At 46.1% G+C, this 19,763-nt stretch carries 14 protein-coding genes and 2 tRNA genes; 12 read left to right on the forward strand and 4 right to left on the reverse strand.

Translation table 11 applies throughout. From position 1 onward, the window contains the following. The first annotated feature begins 5 nt into the window (after nt 1-5). The 9 genes from coaE (at nt 6) to ACFQY8_RS03870 (ending at nt 12,190) form a co-directional block, all read left to right on the forward strand. The gene (coaE, locus tag ACFQY8_RS03830; protein ID WP_377938583.1) at nt 6-617 is read left to right on the forward strand and encodes a dephospho-CoA kinase; all 612 of its coding nucleotides are present in this window, start codon (nt 6-8) and stop codon (nt 615-617) included. A gap of 49 nt (nt 618-666) precedes the next feature. Further along, a complete protein-coding gene (gene uvrB / locus ACFQY8_RS03835) occupies nt 667-2,778 on the forward strand; it encodes an excinuclease ABC subunit UvrB (RefSeq protein ID WP_377938584.1) in 2,112 nt (703 codons plus the stop codon). A gap of 48 nt (nt 2,779-2,826) precedes the next feature. Beyond that, nucleotides 2,827-3,807, forward strand: a complete 981-nt coding sequence (locus ACFQY8_RS03840; protein WP_377939189.1) for a TerC family protein — start codon at nt 2,827-2,829, stop codon at nt 3,805-3,807. Between the two features lie 142 nt (nt 3,808-3,949). Next, a complete protein-coding gene (gene pyk / locus ACFQY8_RS03845) occupies nt 3,950-5,392 on the forward strand; it encodes a pyruvate kinase (RefSeq protein ID WP_377938585.1) in 1,443 nt (480 codons plus the stop codon). A gap of 315 nt (nt 5,393-5,707) precedes the next feature. Next, nucleotides 5,708-5,781 (forward strand) — tRNA-Leu (locus ACFQY8_RS03850). A gap of 93 nt (nt 5,782-5,874) precedes the next feature. Beyond that, complete coding sequence (locus ACFQY8_RS03855) at nt 5,875-6,534, forward strand: ANTAR domain-containing response regulator (protein ID WP_377938586.1); 660 nt, start codon at nt 5,875-5,877, stop codon at nt 6,532-6,534. Between the two features lie 63 nt (nt 6,535-6,597). Then, a complete protein-coding gene (gene polA / locus ACFQY8_RS03860; protein WP_377938587.1) occupies nt 6,598-9,495 on the forward strand; it encodes a DNA polymerase I in 2,898 nt (965 codons plus the stop codon). A 28-nt stretch (nt 9,496-9,523) separates the two neighbouring features. Further along, on the forward strand, nt 9,524-10,369 hold the full coding sequence (locus tag ACFQY8_RS03865; protein ID WP_377938588.1) for a Nif3-like dinuclear metal center hexameric protein: 846 nt from the start codon (nt 9,524-9,526) through the stop codon (nt 10,367-10,369). Between the two features lie 69 nt (nt 10,370-10,438). Next, nucleotides 10,439-12,190 carry a hypothetical protein gene (locus tag ACFQY8_RS03870; protein WP_377938589.1) on the forward strand — a complete coding sequence of 584 codons (1,752 nt, stop codon included), beginning with the start codon at nt 10,439-10,441 and terminating at the stop codon, nt 12,188-12,190. A gap of 41 nt (nt 12,191-12,231) precedes the next feature. Here the strand turns inward: ACFQY8_RS03870 and ACFQY8_RS03875 are convergent, their stop codons facing one another. Both ACFQY8_RS03875 and ACFQY8_RS03880 read right to left on the reverse strand, forming a co-directional pair. After that, nucleotides 12,232-12,879, reverse strand: coding sequence for a hypothetical protein (locus ACFQY8_RS03875; protein WP_377938590.1), 648 nt, complete (start codon nt 12,877-12,879; stop codon nt 12,232-12,234). A 159-nt stretch (nt 12,880-13,038) separates the two neighbouring features. Beyond that, nucleotides 13,039-13,115, reverse strand: a tRNA-Pro gene (locus tag ACFQY8_RS03880). A 149-nt stretch (nt 13,116-13,264) separates the two neighbouring features. Here ACFQY8_RS03880 and ACFQY8_RS03885 point away from each other — a divergent pair. The 3 genes from ACFQY8_RS03885 to ACFQY8_RS03895 are packed head-to-tail and all read left to right on the forward strand — an operon-like array spanning nt 13,265 to nt 16,540. Beyond that, on the forward strand, nt 13,265-14,389 hold the full coding sequence (locus tag ACFQY8_RS03885; RefSeq protein ID WP_377938591.1) for an ABC transporter permease: 1,125 nt from the start codon (nt 13,265-13,267) through the stop codon (nt 14,387-14,389). A 26-nt stretch (nt 14,390-14,415) separates the two neighbouring features. Then, nucleotides 14,416-15,759, forward strand: coding sequence for a 3-phosphoshikimate 1-carboxyvinyltransferase (aroA, locus tag ACFQY8_RS03890; protein ID WP_377938592.1), 1,344 nt, complete (start codon nt 14,416-14,418; stop codon nt 15,757-15,759). Beyond that, nucleotides 15,752-16,540 (forward strand): inositol monophosphatase family protein, encoded by a 789-nt coding sequence (locus ACFQY8_RS03895; protein WP_377938593.1) that lies wholly within the window; start codon nt 15,752-15,754, stop codon nt 16,538-16,540. The genes aroA and ACFQY8_RS03895 overlap by 8 nt, the downstream gene beginning before the upstream one ends. Nucleotides 16,541-16,673: 133 nt before the next feature. Here ACFQY8_RS03895 and ACFQY8_RS03900 read toward each other — a convergent pair whose 3' ends face one another. Continuing rightward, nucleotides 16,674-17,903 carry an acetate/propionate family kinase gene (locus tag ACFQY8_RS03900; protein ID WP_377938594.1) on the reverse strand — a complete coding sequence of 410 codons (1,230 nt, stop codon included), beginning with the start codon at nt 17,901-17,903 and terminating at the stop codon, nt 16,674-16,676. Between the two features lie 108 nt (nt 17,904-18,011). After that, entirely contained in the window at nt 18,012-19,706 is a 1,695-nt protein-coding gene (pta, locus tag ACFQY8_RS03905) for a phosphate acetyltransferase (RefSeq protein ID WP_377938595.1), read from the reverse strand. Nucleotides 19,707-19,763 lie beyond the last annotated feature (57 nt).

Below are 19,763 nucleotides of genomic sequence, written 5' to 3' on the forward strand. Positions count from 1 at the left end.
AGATTATGATTCGCATTGCACTTACTGGTGGAATCGCTGCGGGGAAGTCTACAGTAAGTAAACATCTCGCGGATTGCGGATATCCTCGTGTAGATTATGATGTTCTCGCACGCGAAGCTGTAAAACCCGGGAGCCCTATATTACAGCACATTCAGGCTGAATTTGGTCCGAGCAGTCTGACACAAAATGGCGAGCTTAATCGTCCATGGCTTGCGCGCAATGTATTTAGCGATACGAATAAACTCAGTGTTCTCAATTCTCTTATGCATCCAGCCGTATATAAGCAAGGAAAATGGCTGGATGACAGGTATAGGAAGACAGGAGCGAAACTTATCGTTCATGATATTCCGCTACTCTACGAGACTATTGAAATTGCAAATCAAATAGGTTTAGTATTTGACCATATTGTAACTGTTGAGGCGCCGGAAAACATACGAATTGCGCGTATGATACGCACACGTTCGATGACTCTTGCACAGGCGCAGGCGCGCATCGCATCTCAGTCATCGCAAGCTCAGCGCGAAAGCATCTCCGACGTTGTTATTGACTCTACGCAGCCTGTTGAGAATATGCTGCATGAGATTGATACGTATATCAAAAGATGGCTTACAGCATAGATATAGTGAAAATCTCATCATGATAGACACATTCGCATAAGATAATACTATGGGTTTTAACGGTATCGAACGCATTGATAAACCATTTGAAGTAGTCTCCGCCTACAAGCCGTCAGGGGACCAGCCAAAAGCAATTGACGAGCTGGCATCGCGCATTAATAACGGCGAGACGGACGTAGTCCTTATGGGTGCTACAGGTACTGGCAAGACTGCTACTACTGCGTGGATGATTGAAAAACTTCAGCGTCCTACGTTAATTCTCGAGCCAAACAAGACGTTGGCAGCGCAGCTTGCAGCAGAGTTTAGAGAACTTATGCCGAATAACGCTGTAAATTACTTTGTGTCCTACTATGACTATTACCAGCCAGAGGCGTACATTCCTCAGACGGATACTTTCATTGAGAAGGATTCAAGTATCAATGATGACGTGGAGCGTTTACGTCATGCAACTACTGCAAATTTGCTTACGCGTCGTGACTGCGTCGTTGTCGCGACGGTATCTTGTATCTACGGTTTAGGTACACCGGAAGAATATGCATCTCAGATGCTCTTTTTAAATCGTGGCGAGCAGATTGAACGTGATGATTTGCTGCGGACTTTTGTCAATATGCAGTATAAGCGAAATGATGTTGCTTTCGCTCGTGGTACTTTCCGTGTGCGAGGAGATACCGTCGAAATTATTCCCGTATACGAAGAGCTCGCTATACGTATCGAATTCTTCGGCGAGGAAATTGATCGGATCTCCACACTCCATCCGATTACTGGTGATGAAATTGAGGAGGTGGATTCTATCCATATTTTTCCAGCAACACATTATGCTGCTGGGCCTGACCGTCTTGCACATGCGATTGATACTATTCAAGAGGAGCTTGATTGGCGTCTCAAACAGTTGAAGAAGGAAAATAAGCTTCTTGAAGCTCAGCGCTTAGAGATGCGCACTACGTATGATTTGGAAATGCTCGAGCAAATAGGTACGTGCTCAGGCGTAGAGAATTATTCTCGTCATTTCGATGATCGCGCTCCTGGTACACCTCCTCATACTCTTCTTGACTTTTTCCCTGACGATTTTCTTCTTGTTGTGGACGAATCTCACGTCACAATTCCGCAAATTGGAGCAATGTATGAGGGAGATGCGAGTCGTAAGCGTACCTTGGTAGAGCATGGTTTCCGTTTGCCATCCGCTATGGATAATCGTCCACTTAAGTTCCCTGAGTTCCTTGAGCATATAGGGCAAACAATATATTTATCGGCAACTCCTGGTGATTATGAGATGAGTCGTAGCGATGGGGTAGTAGAGCAGATTATTCGACCTACAGGCTTGCTTGACCCTGAAGTTGAGGTGCGTCCAGTCGATGGGCAGATTGATGATCTGCTTGCCGAAATTAAGGATCGCGTTGCAAAAAACGAGCGAGTACTTGTAACTACCTTGACAAAGAAAATGGCAGAAGATTTGACGGATTATCTCCTTGAGAGAGATATCAAGGTGGAGTATCTTCATTCAGATGTAGATACCTTGCGGCGTGTAGAGCTTTTACGTGAGCTGCGTGAAGGGAAAATTGACGTTATTGTGGGCATCAATCTGTTGCGAGAAGGTCTTGACCTTCCAGAGGTGTCCCTCGTAGCCATTCTCGATGCAGATAAAGAAGGTTTTTTGCGCTCTTATCGCTCTCTCATTCAAACTATTGGTCGTGCTGCGCGAAATGTCTCAGGCAAAGTCATTATGTATGCCGATAATATGACTGATTCGATGACAAAGGCTATCGATGAAACGAATCGCCGTCGTGATATCCAGATGAAATACAATGAAGATCATGGCATCGACCCACAGCCACTTATCAAGAAGATTAGTGATGTCAACGATATGCTTGCCAAAGAAGACGTGGACACGGAGGAACTTCTCGACAGCGGATATAGGAACTCTGGTAAGGTGGGCAATTCTCATCTTGGTGTTCCGACTCTTGATGAGAAACAAGCAGATGAGAGACATCGCAAGCTTTTGGAGGCTGGACTTCCTGCTCAAGATTTGGCAAATCTCATTCGTGAACTTTCTGACCAAATGCATACAGCCGCCGAGCAGCTCCAGTTTGAGCTTGCAGCGCGTCTGCGTGATGAGATTCAGGACTTAAAGAAGGAGCTTCGTCAAATGACCAAGGCACAATAGGAGAAGTATAGGAGAGAGCAGAGTAAAGAGTGAGAAAGCTAGGATATGATAACTGAAACCCCGCTGTGGTTCATGATTGCTACTTTCGTGGTGCTTGCCACTTTCTTCGTAGTCGACTTAGTTCTTATCGGACGCAAACCGCATGTCCCGAGCACTAAAGAATGTCTTCAGCATATTAGTTTCTTTATCGTCATGGCACTCATCTTTGGCGGTATCATGTGGGCTATATCTGGAGCAAAACCAGCAATTGAGTTCTATTCGGGATGGCTGACCGAATATAGTTTAAGCGTAGACAATCTTTTTGTGTTCGTCATTATCATGTCTAACTTTGCTGTGCCGAAAAAGTTGCAAAAATACGTACTGTCTGTGGGAATTACACTCGCTTTAATTCTTCGAGGTATATTTATTCTTGCAGGTGCAGCGATTCTTGAGCGTTTCACATGGGTATTTTTCATCTTTGGCGCTTTTCTTATTTATACCGCTATCAAGCTCGCGGTGGGCGAGGATGAAGATGAGGAATATAAAGAAAATATTTTTATCCGCGGCATTCGCACAGTAATTCCGATGACCAAAGAGTACGATGGTGAAAAACTTCGCACAGTCGTTGATGGCGCGAAAGTCTTTACTCCTATGCTTGTTCTCTTTATAGCCATCGGTACAACAGATGTCATGTTTGCCTTTGACTCTATTCCAGCTATTTTCGGCTTGACAAAAGATCCTTTTATTGTGTTCACTTCAAATGTTTTTGCTTTACTCGGCCTTCAGCAGCTGTATTTCCTTCTAGGAGCGCTTCTTGATAAGCTCGTGTACTTGCCCGTAGGACTATCAATTGTTTTGGGATTTATCGGTATTAAGCTTGTAATGGAAGCTCTCCATGACAACACGCTTCCGTTTATCAATGGTGGGCAGGGCATTCACGTAGTTCCGCTCATTCCGACATGGCTGTCTCTTGTCGTTATTATCGTGTCGTTAGGTGGCGCAGCACTTGCAAGCGTCGTAAAAATGAAACAGTTGGAAACGCAGAAATAATGAGTCCAACTCCAGAAGATGTGTGTACTAGGGAACTGAAGTGAGCTCACGTGTCAAAAAGTACGCTCGCTCCAGTAAACTAGGACATGTGAAATGTGGGTGTAAAAACCCATTCCGTCTAGAAAGAAACAGGTAGGCATTCATGCGCAAGGCAAAGATTGTCGATACTATTGGTCCAGCTTCCTCCTCTTTGGAAACTTTGAAGGAAATCGTTGAAGCAGGTATGAACGTAGCACGTATCAACCGCTCTCACGGTACTTTCGAAGAGCATATGAACGTGTACAACAACGTTCGCCAAGCTGCTAAGGAAACTGGTAAGAACGTTGCAGTTCTCGTTGATCTTCAGGGTCCTAAGATTCGTTGTGGCTGGGTAGAAGAAGATGCTAATGGTGACGACAAGGTATGGCTCGAGAAGGGTCAGCAGTTCATCATCACTACCGACGAAGTAACAGGAAACAAGGATAAGGTTTCTACTACTTTCAAGGGTCTTCCTGGCGACTGCCACGCTGGTGACCCAATCCTTATCGACGATGGTAAGGTACAGCTTGAGGTAACCAAGGTAGAGGGCAACGACGTATATACCAAGGTCGTCGTCGCTGGTCCAGTATCCTCTCATAAGGGCATTAATCTTCCTGGTGTCGCAGTATCCGTTCCTGCACTGTCTGAGAAGGATGAAGAAGATTTGCGCTGGGGTATCCGTACAGGCGCAGATATCATTGCTATGTCCTTCGTTCGCTATGGTAGTGATATCGATCGTGCACACGAGATTATGGACGAAGAAGGTCGTCGTATCCCAGTTGTAGCAAAGATTGAGAAGCCACAGGCTGTTGAGAACCTCGTAGACATCGTTAAGAAGTTCGACGGTATCATGGTTGCACGTGGTGATATGGCAGTAGAAATGCCATTCGAGCAGGTTCCACTCATCACCAAGCGCTGTATCGAGCTCGCTCGTGCATACGGCAAGCCAGTTATCGTTGCGACTGAAGTACTTGGCTCCATGGTTAAGTCCCCAGTTCCATCTCGTGCAGAAGCTTCTGACTGCGCAAATGCAGTTCTCGATGGTGCAGATGCAACCATGACTTCTAATGAGACAGCTGTCGGCGACTATCCAGTAGTTGTAGTGGACACTATGGCTCGTATCTCTAACTATGCAACTGAGCATGGTTTTGATCGTATCCCAGCTATCAAGGATGAAGAGTTCTCAACAACTGCAGCCGTAGCACATGCAGCAGTGGAGCTCGCAGATAAGGCAGACGCGAAGGCAATCGTTGCATTCACTAAGTCTGGTGAAACAGTACATCGCGTATCTGCAGAGCGCCCAGCAGCTCCTATTTACGGTTTGACCAACAATGAGCACACTAAGTGCTGGCTTGGCCTTTCTTGGGGCACCGAAGGCATCTTGGTTGACACTGAGTATCATGGTCTCTCTCGTAATGAGCTCATGACTCTCGCAGACAACACTTTGAAGGCAGCTGGCAAGGTGGAAGACGGCGATACCATCGTTCTTCTCGCATCTGCTCCTTCTGCAAACGAAGCTGGATCTACCGACTCCGTTTATGTACACACTGTTGGTGCACGCGACTAGTCTGAAACTCATTAGAGATTTCTTTAAGGTGTCGTGATAAAAGACACCACACGATAAAAGAGTCGTCATATGTTTCTCTACAGAGATGCATATGACGACTCTTTTTAATTCTTGTAACCTTTACGGTGTGTGTTGTGTGTGGTGCTGACGTGAGTGAGATTACATAAAATGTGTAGGCGTGAAAAAATGCTAAGAAAGGATGAGAAATTAGGATAGGTAGAAGACGAGACTTACGATTTGAGTGACGATTCAGGAGTACTCAAAACACGCGGAGTTGCTATAATCCGAGTGACATTGTATAGTATTTCGAGTACCGCCCCGGTATCCCAATTGGTAGAGGAAACAGCCTCAAAATCTGTGCAGTGTGGGTTCGAGTCCCACCCGGGGCACGTAGACGAGGTCTCAATGGGGAGCTCTCTAGGTTAAAAGTTCTGAACTTCCCGGTGGTCCTATGATTTCTCACTGAGGAAGGCGCATACATTATGTCTGACAATCAAGGTGTAAAGCGCACCGTTGTTGTAGCTGAAGATGAAGCTCTTAACCGTATGGACATCATCGAGTCGTTAAATGATGGTGGCTATGAAGTCATCGGAGAAGCAGCAAATGGTCAAGAAGCTGTAGATATTGTACGAGAAAAGCATCCAGATATCGTCGTTATGGATGTGAAGATGCCTGTCAAAGATGGAATTACTGCAGCTCGAGAAATCAATGAAGAATTTTTAGCACCAGTTGTCATGCTGACCGCATTTTCTCAGAAGGATTTAGTTGCTGAAGCTATTGATGCTGGCGTTATGGCGTATGTCATTAAGCCGTTCGTTCCAGACAAACTTTTCCCGGCACTTGATGTAGCCTTTGGACGATTTGAACAGATGCGTGCTTTGCGTGAACACCTTGAAGATGATGACAAGCGCGATGATTCAGCAACTGCTGATGAAGTGGCTGCTTTGCGCGAGCAGGTAGAAGATTTGAAGAATCGTCTTGAATCTCGCAAGCATGTCGATCGTGCTAAAGGGCTCCTTATGGAGAATATGGGACTGTCTGAGCAAGAAGCATTCCGTTGGATTCAGAAGACATCTATGGACCGTAGACTTACTATGTTAGAAGTCGCAGATGCCGTCATTTCTCAAATTGAAGGCGAATAGAGCAAGCGCGTTATTGACGAGTAACCGTGTTCTTTCTATCCCCAAAACGCTATGATAGAGAGCATGGTTTCTCGTCTTTTAGTCATTGATGGTCATTCGCTAGCGTTCCGCGCATTTTTTGCTCTTCCAGCAGATGGGTTTTCTACGTCCACCGGACAAGTGACGAATGCTGTTTATGGTTTTACAACCATGCTATCTCAGGTGATTTCCGAGATTCAGCCGACACACATTGCAGTTGCGTTCGACGTCAAAGGTGGAACTTTCCGCAATCAGATGTTGCCACAATACAAGGGCACTCGAGACGCTGCACCAGAAGAATTGTTGTCGCAGCTACCGCTTATTCATGATTTGCTGGATTCTCTCGATATCTCCTACGTCGAAAAGACTGGGTTTGAGGGCGATGACATAATCGCAACATTGGCTACTATGGGACGTGATGCCGGTTTCGACATGTCATATGTTCTATCGGGGGATCGTGATGCTTTTCAGCTTATTGACGATAAAATAACTGTTCTTTACCCAGGGCAGCATTTTAAAGATTTGAAACAGATGGACCCGCAAGCGGTGTTTGCGAAGTATAGGGTTATGCCTTCACAGTATCCGGATTTGGCAGCGCTGCGTGGAGAAGGCGCAGATAATATTCCGGGGGTCCCTGGAGTGGGAGATGGCTTTGCGGCAAAGTGGATTGAACAGTTTGGCTCTCTCAATGGCATCATCGAGCATGCCGCAGAAATAAAAGGAAAGAAAGGCGAAGCTCTGCGCGAGAATATTGAGCAGGTTAAACTCAATCGACGTGTGAATGCGCTCGTACGTGATGTGGATTTAGATGTTTCTCTTGACGATTTTGCCATACGCAAGCCGCAGTCAGAAAAGATCGATAAGGCATTGTCGGCGTTCGAGTTTGGAGTAGGCGTTAAAAAACGTGTATATAAAGCCTTGTCAAAAGCTGCTGGCGTTAATGACACTCAGGTGGAGTCTGCGAAATTTACGAGCACGAAGCATGACGGCAAACCAACTCGCAGTATAGCACTCGCTGAAGAGCAAAGCGATGTGGCTACAGTGCAGTCTGATACGGATGCTCAAGACCTTATCAACTCGGTTACTCTCATAGATGTGGTGTTGAGTAGCGACGACGCAATACGAGCATTAAAGGAGTGGGAAGGGAAAATCTCGTCTGAGACAGAAGTTGCTCTTTACGTTGAAGGAGTACCTCAGCCAGCGGCTTCACAATTATCGCGACTAACGCTCGTTACGTCACAGGGGAAAGCACTGTCTGTAAATTCTCGCGTGCTAAGTGATGCGACAGTACGTGAAGAAATTCAACGTATACTTGACACGTATACCGGAATCTTGACAGTACACGGCTATAAGCAGACATTACATATGCTCGATGCGCAGTCTCTATCGCTTTCAGTACCTTACATGGACACGCTGCTTGCTGCGTATCTCATTCGCCCGGATAATGACGACTATGACCTTGCATGGCTTGTGTCTGAAGACGTTCACGTACAGATAGCAGATGAAGAAGGCGAAACACAGACTTCTCGCTCTACACAAGGCACGTTTGACTTTGATATAGATGATACAGATACAGATGAGTCAGATGAAGATGCGGCTGAGGCAGAAGAACGTAATGCGATGACATCAGCGCGCTATGCGTTAGGGGACTTAGCATTAGGGCAGGTTTATCAAGCAACGCTTAAAAAGCGTGGAGAATTAGAATTACTCACTGAGATTGAGATTCCAACCTCTCGCATCCTCTTTGATATGGAGAAGACCGGCGCGGCGGTTGATCAAAAGCGTCTTGCAGAAATGCTAGGTATGTTCACTGCCGAGGCACAACAGGCGCAGAATATCGCGTGGGAGCAAGCAGGAGAGAAGATAAACCTTCAAAGTCCGAAGCAACTTCAAAAAGTACTTTTTGAGGATATGCAGCTTCCTCCTACAAAGAAGACGAAATCTGGCGGATATACGACCAATGCAGAAGCATTGCAAACTTTATATACTCGTTCGGTACATAATGAACGTGCGAATACTTTCTTGGGGGCTCTCTTGCGGCACCGTGAGGTTAATAAGCTCAAGCAGATTGTACAAACGCTATCAGAGTCTGTCTACGCTCATGACGGACGTATTCACACAACTTTTGAACAGACGGTTGCGGCGACAGGACGGCTGAGCTCTACGGAACCAAATCTTCAGAATATACCGAATCGTAATGCAGCAGGACGTGAAATCCGTAGTGCGTTTGTACCTTCGTCGGGGAATGTTTCGTTACTGTCTGCAGACTATTCGCAAGTTGAGCTACGGCTCATGGCGCATCTGTCTGGTGACAATGCGTTGATAGAAGCATTTAAGTCGGGTACAGATTTCCACCGTTATGTGGCATCTCTAGTCTATGGAGTCTCGCCAGAAGATATAACAAGCGACCAGCGCTCACATATCAAAGCCATGAGTTATGGGCTTGCGTATGGCTTGAGCACTTATGGGCTTGCACAGCAATTGGGAATTTCACCTGCTGAGGCTGATATTTTGAAGAATAAGTATTTTGATACTTTTGGTGATGTGCATGACTATTTAGAATCGCTTGTTTCTCAAGCAAAACGAAAAGGCTACACAGAGACGATGTTTGGGCGTCGTCGCTACTTCCCAGGTCTGCGCTCGAGCAATCGCAATGTACGCGATGCTGCTGAACGTGGTGCGCTTAATGCCCCTATTCAAGGCAGCGCGGCTGACATCATGAAACTTGCCATGATTAAGGCTGAAAAGGCGTTACGTGATGAGAAAATGAAGTCACGTATTATTCTCCAGATTCATGATGAACTTGTCGTTGATGTGGCTCAAGGAGAAGAAGAAATTGTATCTACTCTCGTCAAGGATGCTATGGAGCACGTTGTCAATCTTGCCGTGCCACTTGATGTGTCAACGGGTACTGGTCCTGACTGGCAGCAGGCAGCACACTAAATACTGTAATGAGGCGTGAAGGAGAAAAATGAGCACTCTTACTGTGGGGCAGATAGTAAAAGTCCTTGAGGCGCTCTACCCACTGCGTTATGCAGAAGACTGGGATGAGCCTGGACTCATTGTAGGGGATACAGGGTGGCAGGTGTCAAAAATTTACTGCGCAGTCGATCCTACAGAGGAAACGGTAAGCGCGGCGATTTCGGCTGGTGCTCAGCTACTTATCACGCATCATCCTCTCTATTTTCGCGCTACGCATACAGTTGCGGGTTCAACTTTTCGCGGTGCGTTGGTCACGAAACTCATCGAGAATCATTGCGCACTATGGGTGGGGCACACGAATGCGGATAGTGCCGTGCGCGGTCAGGGCAAAGCGTTTGTGGAGGCATTGGGACTCAAGGACTGTGGTGCGCTTGTTCCTCGCGAAGATGGACGCAGTGAAGATAAGCAAGAAGTTGAAAGAGTAGGACTTGGTCGCATAGGTGAATACGACCAGGCAATTTCTCTGGCAGAATTTGCAAAACGAGTATCAGACGTACTTCCGCGCTCGCAGTCGGGCATCCTTATCGCGGGGGATCCTCACAGACAGGTTAGACGTGTTGCTGCACTTCCAGGATCAGGGGATTCGGAAATTAAAAAGGCGGCAGCATGCGGTGCTGATGTTTATGTGACAAGTGATTTACGACACCATCCAGTACTCGATGCTGTGCAAGAGACAGGAATGGCGTTTATTAATACGCCACATGCGGCGATTGAAAAGTTGTGGTTCAATTTAGCGCAAACAGACATACCAGAGGCATTATTAACCCGTTATGGTGTCGATATTCCTCTTGAAGTAACGCGGATTAACACTGACCCGTGGAGTATGCGAATCTAAGAGTGGATATGTGCGGATATACAAGTGTAGCTGTGATGTGATAGGGAAGTTGTGTTTGTGGAACGCTTCGTGAATGATAAGAAGAAAGATGAAACAGGTTCTGTACATACATTTCTTCATAGTACGTTACCTGCAATTTTTGCAATTGTTGGGTTGTGTATGTGGGCACTGATTGTCGTTTTTCTTGTTGCCCTGACGACATTTTCTCGTGTTATTCGCCCCATTACTCCTCATGGCACTCTTACAGAAGCTCCGTATGTCAGTATTGGTGCCCCTTCAGCGTGGGCAGTTATAGCGTGCATTGCTTTAGTGATTATGTGCTCGCTTGTGTCACAATATCTTTCGCGGTACAACAAGCGTACGGTACTTACCGGTCTTCTTATATGGGTATTCATTGCGCAAATCGTATGGATTGCTTCGGTGTGCTTGATTTTTTCGTTCTATAGCGATACGCAAAGTCTTGTGAATGCTGCGAGTGCTATCATCACGGACCAGACACGTTATTTTGGAATAGATGCCTGTCCGAAGCTTCGAAGTATGCGACCTGGTGTGTGTATACCTGTGCGTTTGCATACGTATTTTTCAGAATATCCATTCCAAGCTGGTCCAGCATTATGGATGACACTTATCTTTCGTATATTCGGCGTACGCAATATAGTCAGTTTCCAAATAATTAATGCGCTGATGATTGTCGGTATCGTGTGGGTTTTGTGGCGGCTTACTGAGCAGATTGCACTATCACGTGATGAGGAGGGGCGAGCACAACGCGTAGTAATGAGCGCTTTTGCAATTTTTGCTGCTACATGTGTACCATTACTCACATTTGCCACATTCGTATACCCTAACATGGCAGGTCTATTCTTTGTGCTTATGGGCATAGAAATGTTGCGAACTTCTCTAACCCAAGTTTCTTGTGCCCGTAAATTCTGGTCTGCTTTCAGCGCTTGTTTGCTTATTGGTGTGGGCGTAGCGATTAAGAGTACATTTATTATTTTCGCTTTAGCAATTGTGGTAGCGGTATTCGTCGTATCCCTTATTTCTCGCGGATGGTGGAATATGCTTTCAGCACTGGCTGCGGCAGCAAGTGCGAAAGCTATGCCAGCGCTGTCAGAGAAACTTTTCGGGCTTATTACTACTCAGAATTTTGGTAAAGGAATGCCACTTAACTTGTGGCTGTATCTCGGTCTAAAACATGCTAATTTGCGCCATGATGGGCATCCTGCTGGATGGTGGGACTTGGGTATGGCACAGCTCTACTATGGCGCAGGAAAAGGTAACCATGACGTGGCTGCACATGCTGCGTGGCTAGAGATTGGTAAGGAGATTCATGCGTTACTTCAACCAGGTCATGCAGGAAGCTTCTTTACCCGAAAGCTCGCATCCGAGTGGGCAGATTCGACATTTATGACGAGCTACTATTCTCAGCTTGGCATCTCGGCATGGGGGAGAAGTGCACCTGCTCAGTGGCTTATTTTCGGGGCAGGACATGATGGCTGGTTTGGTTTTCAAGACATTCATGAGAGCCTTGTTGTGATATGTGCCGCTCTTGGTGTGATATGTCTCCTTACGACGGTATGCCGTAAGGCTACGCATCATGATGTGAGTTCGGTAAGTTTTGAACTCATCTGGATAGTTGCCTCATTCGTGGGAGGATTCCTCTGCTACGTACTGTGGGAAGCAAAAGGAATTTACACATTGCCGTTCTACATATTCCTCTTGCCATGTGCAGGTGTAGGGCTGTACTACATACAGCTAATGGCACAAAGAGTGGGGTGCTGGGTAAAAGAGAGAATAATACAAACATTATCTTGGCAATCGTGATATGTAGGAGATAACTGTTTCTTACGTGTACCGCATACTCATCATTGGAAAGATTCTTTCCCATAGAAAAGCATCTGTTCATCGCCCCACCACGTCAGAAACTGTTCAGCGGTTTCACCGCTATGATTAAAATCGAATGCTCCATCATCAGATGCTATATACCCGCGTGTTTCTTCAGCTAGAGCCGCGACAACGAAACCATAGCCGGTTGAAGAGGCTGCTGGACCACCAAGGTTTCGATATTCATACCATGAATGGTTTTGCGCATTGATGAGTGATAATTCTTCTGCAGTCAATGGGATACCAAAATCATCAGAACTAAGCGGTGCTACCTTGCCTAATTGAGATGCTGGATATCCATACTCTCCATGGGATTGTTCGTAATCATCTACGTCAAATTGATTAACTAGATCACGAGACCATAGAGATGGCCATGAGCTTGCGCGCCATTGACCATTAATCAGATATGCAAAGCCAAGATTCATTCCGACTTCCCACCGTGTGAGCGGATTTACATATTGCACTTCCTCATCGCGGGTTTTGCTCAGATAGAATGCTTTCACCTCCACAGTACTATCTATCCCATAGCGATTGAGCAAATTCTGGTAGAGTTCCTGCGTGCGGCTTCTCGTCTCTTCGACGAGTGGAAGATAATCCGTCGTTGGATACACATCAATAGTAGTAGACATACCTTAATTGTATTTAATGTGCGGAACTATGGAGTTTACATACCTGTGTAGGAAAGATTCTAACGGAATGGATGTAAAGCTAGCTGTTAGAGTAGCTCAAGGTAGGAGTAACATTGAATAAAAACAAGCTCCACATCTCGGAAGAGAGTAGAGCTTTAATGGTCGGGCTGGCGGGATTTGAACCCACGACATCTTGTACCCAAAACAAGCGCGCTACCAAGCTGCGCTACAGCCCGAATATCTGCTGAGCTAAGCTCAACAAGAGAAAACTATACATCAATATGTAAACTTTCGCATATGGGCGTGTTGTGATGTATACAAGTCCAAAGGAAAAGTCTGCGACAGTGACGATAATAAAGGGACAAATTGGAGAAAAGGAATCACGATGCAGGCAATGGGTAGACACCTTCGCACGGAAACGATAGCAATATTTGCAGCTATTCTATCCGTAACAATTGCTGGGTACGGTACATCCGTATATCTCAACAATGCTTCTGCAATTTGGCTTATTACTGCACGACGTGTGGGTGTCACTTCTGTGATTTTGGCAGCCTCGACAGCCATTATTTTTGCAGTAGGATATACCCATAATGGATTGGGTAATGAAAAACAGACATTGTGGAATGTGCTTCGTCGCACCGTTGAAACTCTTGCTTTGACGATAGTATATGCAATCAGTGTGGGTCTACTTACCGCTGCAGCACAAATGTTTATCATCGATTTGATAGGAAGGTCCTTTACGACATATCAGTTCGCGATTGTGATTTTTCTAGCTGTAGTATCTGGCTACGCGGTTTATGTGCAGGCAGTGATGATGAATTCTCGAATTCTAGCAACTCTACTTCCTGTATTCATTATCTCTGGAGTTACTGTCGCAGGTATGCTCAGCGATGATCCATATTGGTGGAAAAACAATTTCTCCCAGTTGGGTGACCGCACGACTCTTGGGGCGACAGTATTTAACTACACGCTCATTTTGGGCGGAGTGACGATGCTCATTATTAGCTACTTTGCAGTATCTGAACTCATTACGCAGCATCGTTTATTTGAGCGTCATCTTGCGAGTGAGCCTGAGACACGTGAATTTATGATTCGTATTTCTGTTTTTGCGACTTTACTCACCGCGGCATCTATCATGTTTGGAGCAATTGGTGTCTTTCGATACTCGCCACACCATTTTCTTCATAACTTTTTTGCACGTGGGATTGCAGTTCCTATGACTGCGCTTATGGTTGGCTTACCATGGTTTGTTAAGCAATTCTCACGCGTCTTTTATGCTGTCTCTGATGCTATCCTCGTTGCCATCGCCACTGCGTATCTCATGTGGTTTAGAGGATATACAACTTTAACGAATGTGGAAGCGATAGCAGTGATGCTCTTCATGGGATGGTTCATCCTTTTCTCACGAAATATTGCGGCATTGGAAGCGGATCGATTCTTCGCACTCAACAATATTCCTGCTGATATCGTTCATGAAGTGGGACATTCGCGCTTAGACGCGGAGCGTTAAACGTATTCTCGGTTACGATAGAAAACATGACTGAGCTGACGACACGAGAAAATCTTTGGGAGGCGCCACTGGCTTGTGGACCTCTTGACGCCACGATAGAGGTTCCAGGTTCAAAATCATTATCAAATCGCTACCTTGTCTTAGCTGCTTTAGGATCAAACCCTGTACGCCTTGAAGGTCTACTGCGCTCGCGTGATACTGAACTGATGATGACCGCACTGGAACAGCTTGGCGTTATATGTGAGACCGACACCAGTGATGAAACAGTAGTGACGGTAGTGCCTCCTCGCGCTGGCGAGTTCCGAGGGAATATTCGTGTTTTTTGTGGTCTTGCGGGGACGGTTATGCGCTTTGTTCCTGCTCTAGCATTGTATGCTGATGGTCCGGTATATTTCGATGGAGATAATCAGGCGTATAAGCGGCCGATGAAACCTTTACTCGATGGGCTCGAACAGCTCGGAGCAAAGATAACTTACGAAGGGATAAAGGGGCATTTACCGTTTACGGTGATACCTCCTACAGATTATCAGCTTCATGAAGATAAACATATATCAATTGATTCTTCAGCATCATCCCAGTTTATTTCCGGCTTACTACTCGCTTCTGCGCGATGGGATGGAGAAATTACTGTAACTCATACTGGTAAAACACTGCCAAGTATGCCTCATATTCGCATGACTATGACAGACATAGCGACTGCGGGTGGAAAAGCAACGTATAAGCACAAAACATGGTCTGTACCGACGCACACAGTTCAATTACCATCAAACATAGTTATTGAGCCAGATTTGTCTAATGCAGCGCCGTTCTTGGGAGCAGCTCTCATTGCAGGCGGTACCGTGCGAGTTCCTCGATGGCCGAGCTCATCGACTCAGCCGGGTGCTTTACTTCCTGGGTATTTGCGCGACTTCGGTGGTGATGTGACATTTGATGAGGACACGCATGTACTTTCTGTGACTGGAAATGGTTCCATTGAAGGTCTAGGTACTTACGACCTAAGTCCCGCTGGGGAAATTGCGCCAAGTTTAGCTGCTCTCGCTGCTCTCGCTCGGGAAGATTCTACGTTTACTGGAATCGCACATTTGCGCGGGCACGAAACGGACCGACTCGCTGCTCTGACCACTGAGATTAATCGATTTGGTGGTAGAGCAGAGCAGACTATGGACGGTCTTACTATTCATGCGGTTTCGCGAGATAATTTGCACGGTGAAGTTATGGAGAGCTATGCAGATCATCGTATGGCAACTTTTGCTGCAATGATTGGACTCGTCGTTCCCCATACTTGTATCCGTCATATAGAAACGACAAAAAAGACAATCCCTGATTTTGTAGGAATGTGGACGACGATGGTAGGACATAAAAATGATTGATTCATCTGCACAGTACTATGATGACCTTATTCACGCTTTAGAGTTTGCTGATAGGGCAGATGAAATAAGTATGGCGCGCTTCGGAGCAGTAGATCTTTACGTGGAAACTAAACCGGACAATACTCCTGTGACAGATGCTGATAGGACGGTAGAACGCTCCATCCGTGAAGGAATCCAACGTTATAACAGTGATGATACGGTCTATGGAGAGGAGCTAGGACAGCAGGCGAGCGCTGGACGGCGATGGATACTTGATCCTATTGATGGGACAAAGAATTTTGTACGTAGAGTTCCCGTATGGGCTACTCTCATCGGTTTCCAGGCAGGAGATGAGCTTGTAGCTTCTGTCGTTTCTGCTCCTGCTCTCGGTTTTCGATGGTTTGCTCTTCGTGGACAGGGTGCTTATATGGGTAAGGGGATTGATGATGCTCAGCAAATTCATGTTTCCCGTGTAAACAATCTTTCTGATGCATCGCTTTCTTTTTCAAGTCTGATTGGATGGAAAGAGCGTGGAAATCGAGACAAGATTATAGCGCTTACCGATGAAGTCTGGCGGCTGCGAGGTTTTGGCGATTTTTGGCAGTATATGCTTGTAGCACAAGGAGCTGTAGATGCTGCTCTAGAACCAGAGCTTGACCTATATGATATGGCTGCTCTCGTGCCTATCGTCACTGAAGCCGGTGGCACATTTACAGATCTCAGTGGAAGACCGGGACCGTGGGGCGGGTGCGCTCTTGCTTCAAATGGATTACTGCACGACGAAATTTTAAGCCGAATTTAGTATCTGTGTCGCTATAAATAAGATCGTGGCGTTTTAAGTATTTGAGGGCTGTTTCAATGTGAACTATAGTTCACATTGAAACAGCCCTCAAACAATGTGGTATTAATGTGCTACCACAGCAAAGGCAAAGAGACTACGCGTTAAACTTATTTCCGTAAGCGTCGCCCTCTTCAGCGAGCTTTGCTACTTTTTGCGCAATTGCCAACTCTTCGTTAGTTGGGATAACAGCAATGGTTACAGAGCTATCTGGAGTGGAGATAACGCGAGGCTCAGAAGTGAATACCGCATTCTTTTCGAGGTCAATCTTGACACCAAATGGAGCAAGTTTCTCGCAAACAAACTGACGAATAGGGGCAGAGTTTTCTCCTACGCCTGCAGTGAAGGTAATAAGGTCCAAACCACCCATTTGTGCAGTGTAGTTACCGATATAGCTGATGATACGGTGTACGTAAACGTCGATAGCGAGCTTCGCATTTGCATCGCCCTCTTCGCGTAGCGCAAGCACTTCACGCATATCACCGTGACCAGTCATACCCATAAGACCTGACTTCTTATTAAAGAGGGTATCAAGTTCGTCGACGTTCATACCTGCATTGCGAATCAGGTGGAATACCGCGGCTGGATCGATGTCACCAGTACGAGAACCCATCATGAGGCCTTCAAGTGGGGTAAGCCCCATGGAAGTCTCAACTGGCTTACCAGAGATCTGCGCAGATACAGAAGCACCATTGCCGATGTGGAGCACAATCTGCTTCAAACCTTCAGGATCCTTGCCTGCGACCCGTGGAGCTACACCACCAATGTATTCGTGAGAAGTCCCGTGCGCACCATAGCGGCGAATCTTATACTTATCAGCTACTTCCTTGTTCAGAGCATACGTTGCTGATGCTTCTGGAAGCTGGAAGAAGAAGGAACTATCAAAGACAAATCCTTGAGGTACGTCTGGAAGCAGACGAGTCATGACCTCTGCACCAGTTGCCTCTGGACCGTTGTGCAGTGGAGCAAGAACTGCCAAGTCCTTAACCTGAGCAATTGTCTCAGGAGTCACAAGTGCAGGAGTAGGGAATACTGAACCACCCTGGACGACACGGTGACCAACTGCTACAAGGTCGTATTCCTTGAGATTTGGACCATATTCATCGAAGAACTGAAGAACGCGCTTCAGTCCCTGTTCATGGTCCTTGATAACCTCATCTTCGAACTGATGTTTCTCACCGTTGTACTTGTGAGTATAAATACCATTGACTGGCTCACCAATTTTCTCCACAAGACCAGATGCGAGACCTTCGCCGTTTTCTAAGTCCACTAACTGATACTTGATAGAGCTAGAACCAGAATTAATAACGAGTACAGTTTTTGCCACTGCTCGTCCTCCTTCAAATTGTTATATATCCCTTAGTGAGATTACTCTGCGCCGCATACTTTTGAAGATAGCAGCGCACAAAATTCTCAGAAAATATTGAGGATTCACCTACTCTTTATCTTGCTGAGCGTATACCGCGGTCAATGCGATAGTGTTGATAATGTCATCAACGGTAGCACCTCGAGATAGATCATTAACAGGCTTATTAAGGCCTTGGAGTACTGGTCCGATAGCAAGTGCTCCGGATGAACGCTGTACAGCTTTATACCCAATGTTTCCAGCAGAAAGGTCAGGGAATACAAAGACGTTGACATGACCTGCGACTGCATTATCTTTTGCCTTAGTAGCTGCAACTTCTGGTGACCATGCTGCATCGAACTGGATAGGACCGACTACTGCGAGATGAGGGTCACGCTCAGTGAGCTTCTCAGTAGCTTCTGTAACCAAATCAACATCTGGGCCGGAACCCGAGCCGAGAGTTGAGTAAGTCAGCATTCCCACGCGAGGTTCCAAACCAAACGAACGTGCAGTCTCAGCAGACTGAAGAGCAATTTCTGCAAGCTGATCAGCATTCGGATTCAAATTGATAGCGCAATCCGCGAATACAGCGATATGATCTTCAAAGCACATGAGGAATGCGCCGGATACAAGAGACTGACCTGGCTTAGTCTTGATAACTTGAAGTGCTGGACGCACAGTGTTTGCAGTGGAATTGATGGAACCGGAAACTAGACCATCTGCGTATCCGAGGACTACAAGCATCGTCCCGAAGTAGGATGGGTCTTTGAGAGTTTTACGCGCCTTGTCTTCAGTCATTCCTTTATGTGCGCGAAGTTCTACGAGCTTATCAACCATCGGAGTAAGGATGGACTCATCATCCATTGCTTGGAACTTTGCCTTGTTCAGTGATTTCAGACCAAGCTCAGTGGCACGAGCCTTAATGGATTCTTCAACCCCGACCACGATAAGGTCTACTATATCGCGCTCAAGCAAATAGTCTGCAGCTTTAATAATGCGGTCTTCTTCACCTTCAGGCAAGACAATAGTTTGTTTGTCAGATGCTGCCTTTGTAAGAAGTTGAGCTTGGAAAGCAAATGGGGTTGTAGGTTCTTTGAAAGTTCTATCGAGGGCAGCAAGCACTTCCGACGTTGGAGCTGCCTCGCGGAAAATTTCTAGTGACGGCTCAATATCAGTTTCTTCCATGCAATCATGTGCTGGAATTACCCAATAAGGATACTCTAAGCTTTCAAGCTGCTGAGAAATTTCGGCGACTTTCTGGGAATCGTTGACATCGATACCTGTCACGAATATACCAGCGACAGAGTTTCCAACTTTTTCTGTGTCGCGAATGCAGACGTCTATTGTACGACGAAGTTGCTTTGCATTACGAGGAATACTACAAATGGCGAGAAACACCGGGGCAGATAGATCAGCAGCAATACGAAGATCGAGGTTGAAACCGTCTGGATCAAATACTGAGCTGCCATTCTGTCCTGTAATGATAACTGCTTCAGCATCGGTGTGCGTGAGCTTAAAATTTTCCCAAGCGCGAGCGACGTCGCCACGTGCAGATTGATGATTATCGAGTGCACGCATGGGGCAGAGAACTCGGGACTCCTCAAAAGTTTGGCTCACACTACCGAGATTAATGAGGTTTTGAGTGAATGCATCTTTATGACATACAATAGGGCGGAATGTAGCTGTCTTGTATGCTGAGGCGACGGCAGTCGTCACACCAACAGATACGACATTCCTTCCATTTTGACCTTCTGGACTTGCAATATAAACGGTTTTTAAACTCATGGGTACTCCTTTGTGTCATGTGTTATAAACAGTATTTAGTTTATGCTACGGGGGCGA

The sequence above is a fragment of the Alloscardovia venturai genome (genome assembly GCF_042676605.1).
GTDB lineage: Bacteria > Actinomycetota > Actinomycetes > Actinomycetales > Bifidobacteriaceae > Alloscardovia > Alloscardovia venturai.

Coding starts and splice junctions, on each gene's coding strand:
- uvrB (WP_377938584.1), top strand. CDS start 667: ATGGGTTTTAACGGTATCGAACGCATTGATAAACCATTTGAAGTAGTC.
- coaE (WP_377938583.1), top strand. CDS start 6: ATGATTCGCATTGCACTTACTGGTGGAATCGCTGCGGGGAAGTCTACA.
- ACFQY8_RS03875 (WP_377938590.1), bottom strand. CDS start 12,879: ATGTCTACTACTATTGATGTGTATCCAACGACGGATTATCTTCCACTC.
- ACFQY8_RS03895 (WP_377938593.1), top strand. CDS start 15,752: ATGATTGATTCATCTGCACAGTACTATGATGACCTTATTCACGCTTTA.
- polA (WP_377938587.1), top strand. CDS start 6,598: ATGGTTTCTCGTCTTTTAGTCATTGATGGTCATTCGCTAGCGTTCCGC.
- ACFQY8_RS03855 (WP_377938586.1), top strand. CDS start 5,875: ATGTCTGACAATCAAGGTGTAAAGCGCACCGTTGTTGTAGCTGAAGAT.
- ACFQY8_RS03885 (WP_377938591.1), top strand. CDS start 13,265: ATGCAGGCAATGGGTAGACACCTTCGCACGGAAACGATAGCAATATTT.
- aroA (WP_377938592.1), top strand. CDS start 14,416: ATGACTGAGCTGACGACACGAGAAAATCTTTGGGAGGCGCCACTGGCT.
- ACFQY8_RS03865 (WP_377938588.1), top strand. CDS start 9,524: ATGAGCACTCTTACTGTGGGGCAGATAGTAAAAGTCCTTGAGGCGCTC.
- pyk (WP_377938585.1), top strand. CDS start 3,950: ATGCGCAAGGCAAAGATTGTCGATACTATTGGTCCAGCTTCCTCCTCT.
- pta (WP_377938595.1), bottom strand. CDS start 19,706: ATGAGTTTAAAAACCGTTTATATTGCAAGTCCAGAAGGTCAAAATGGA.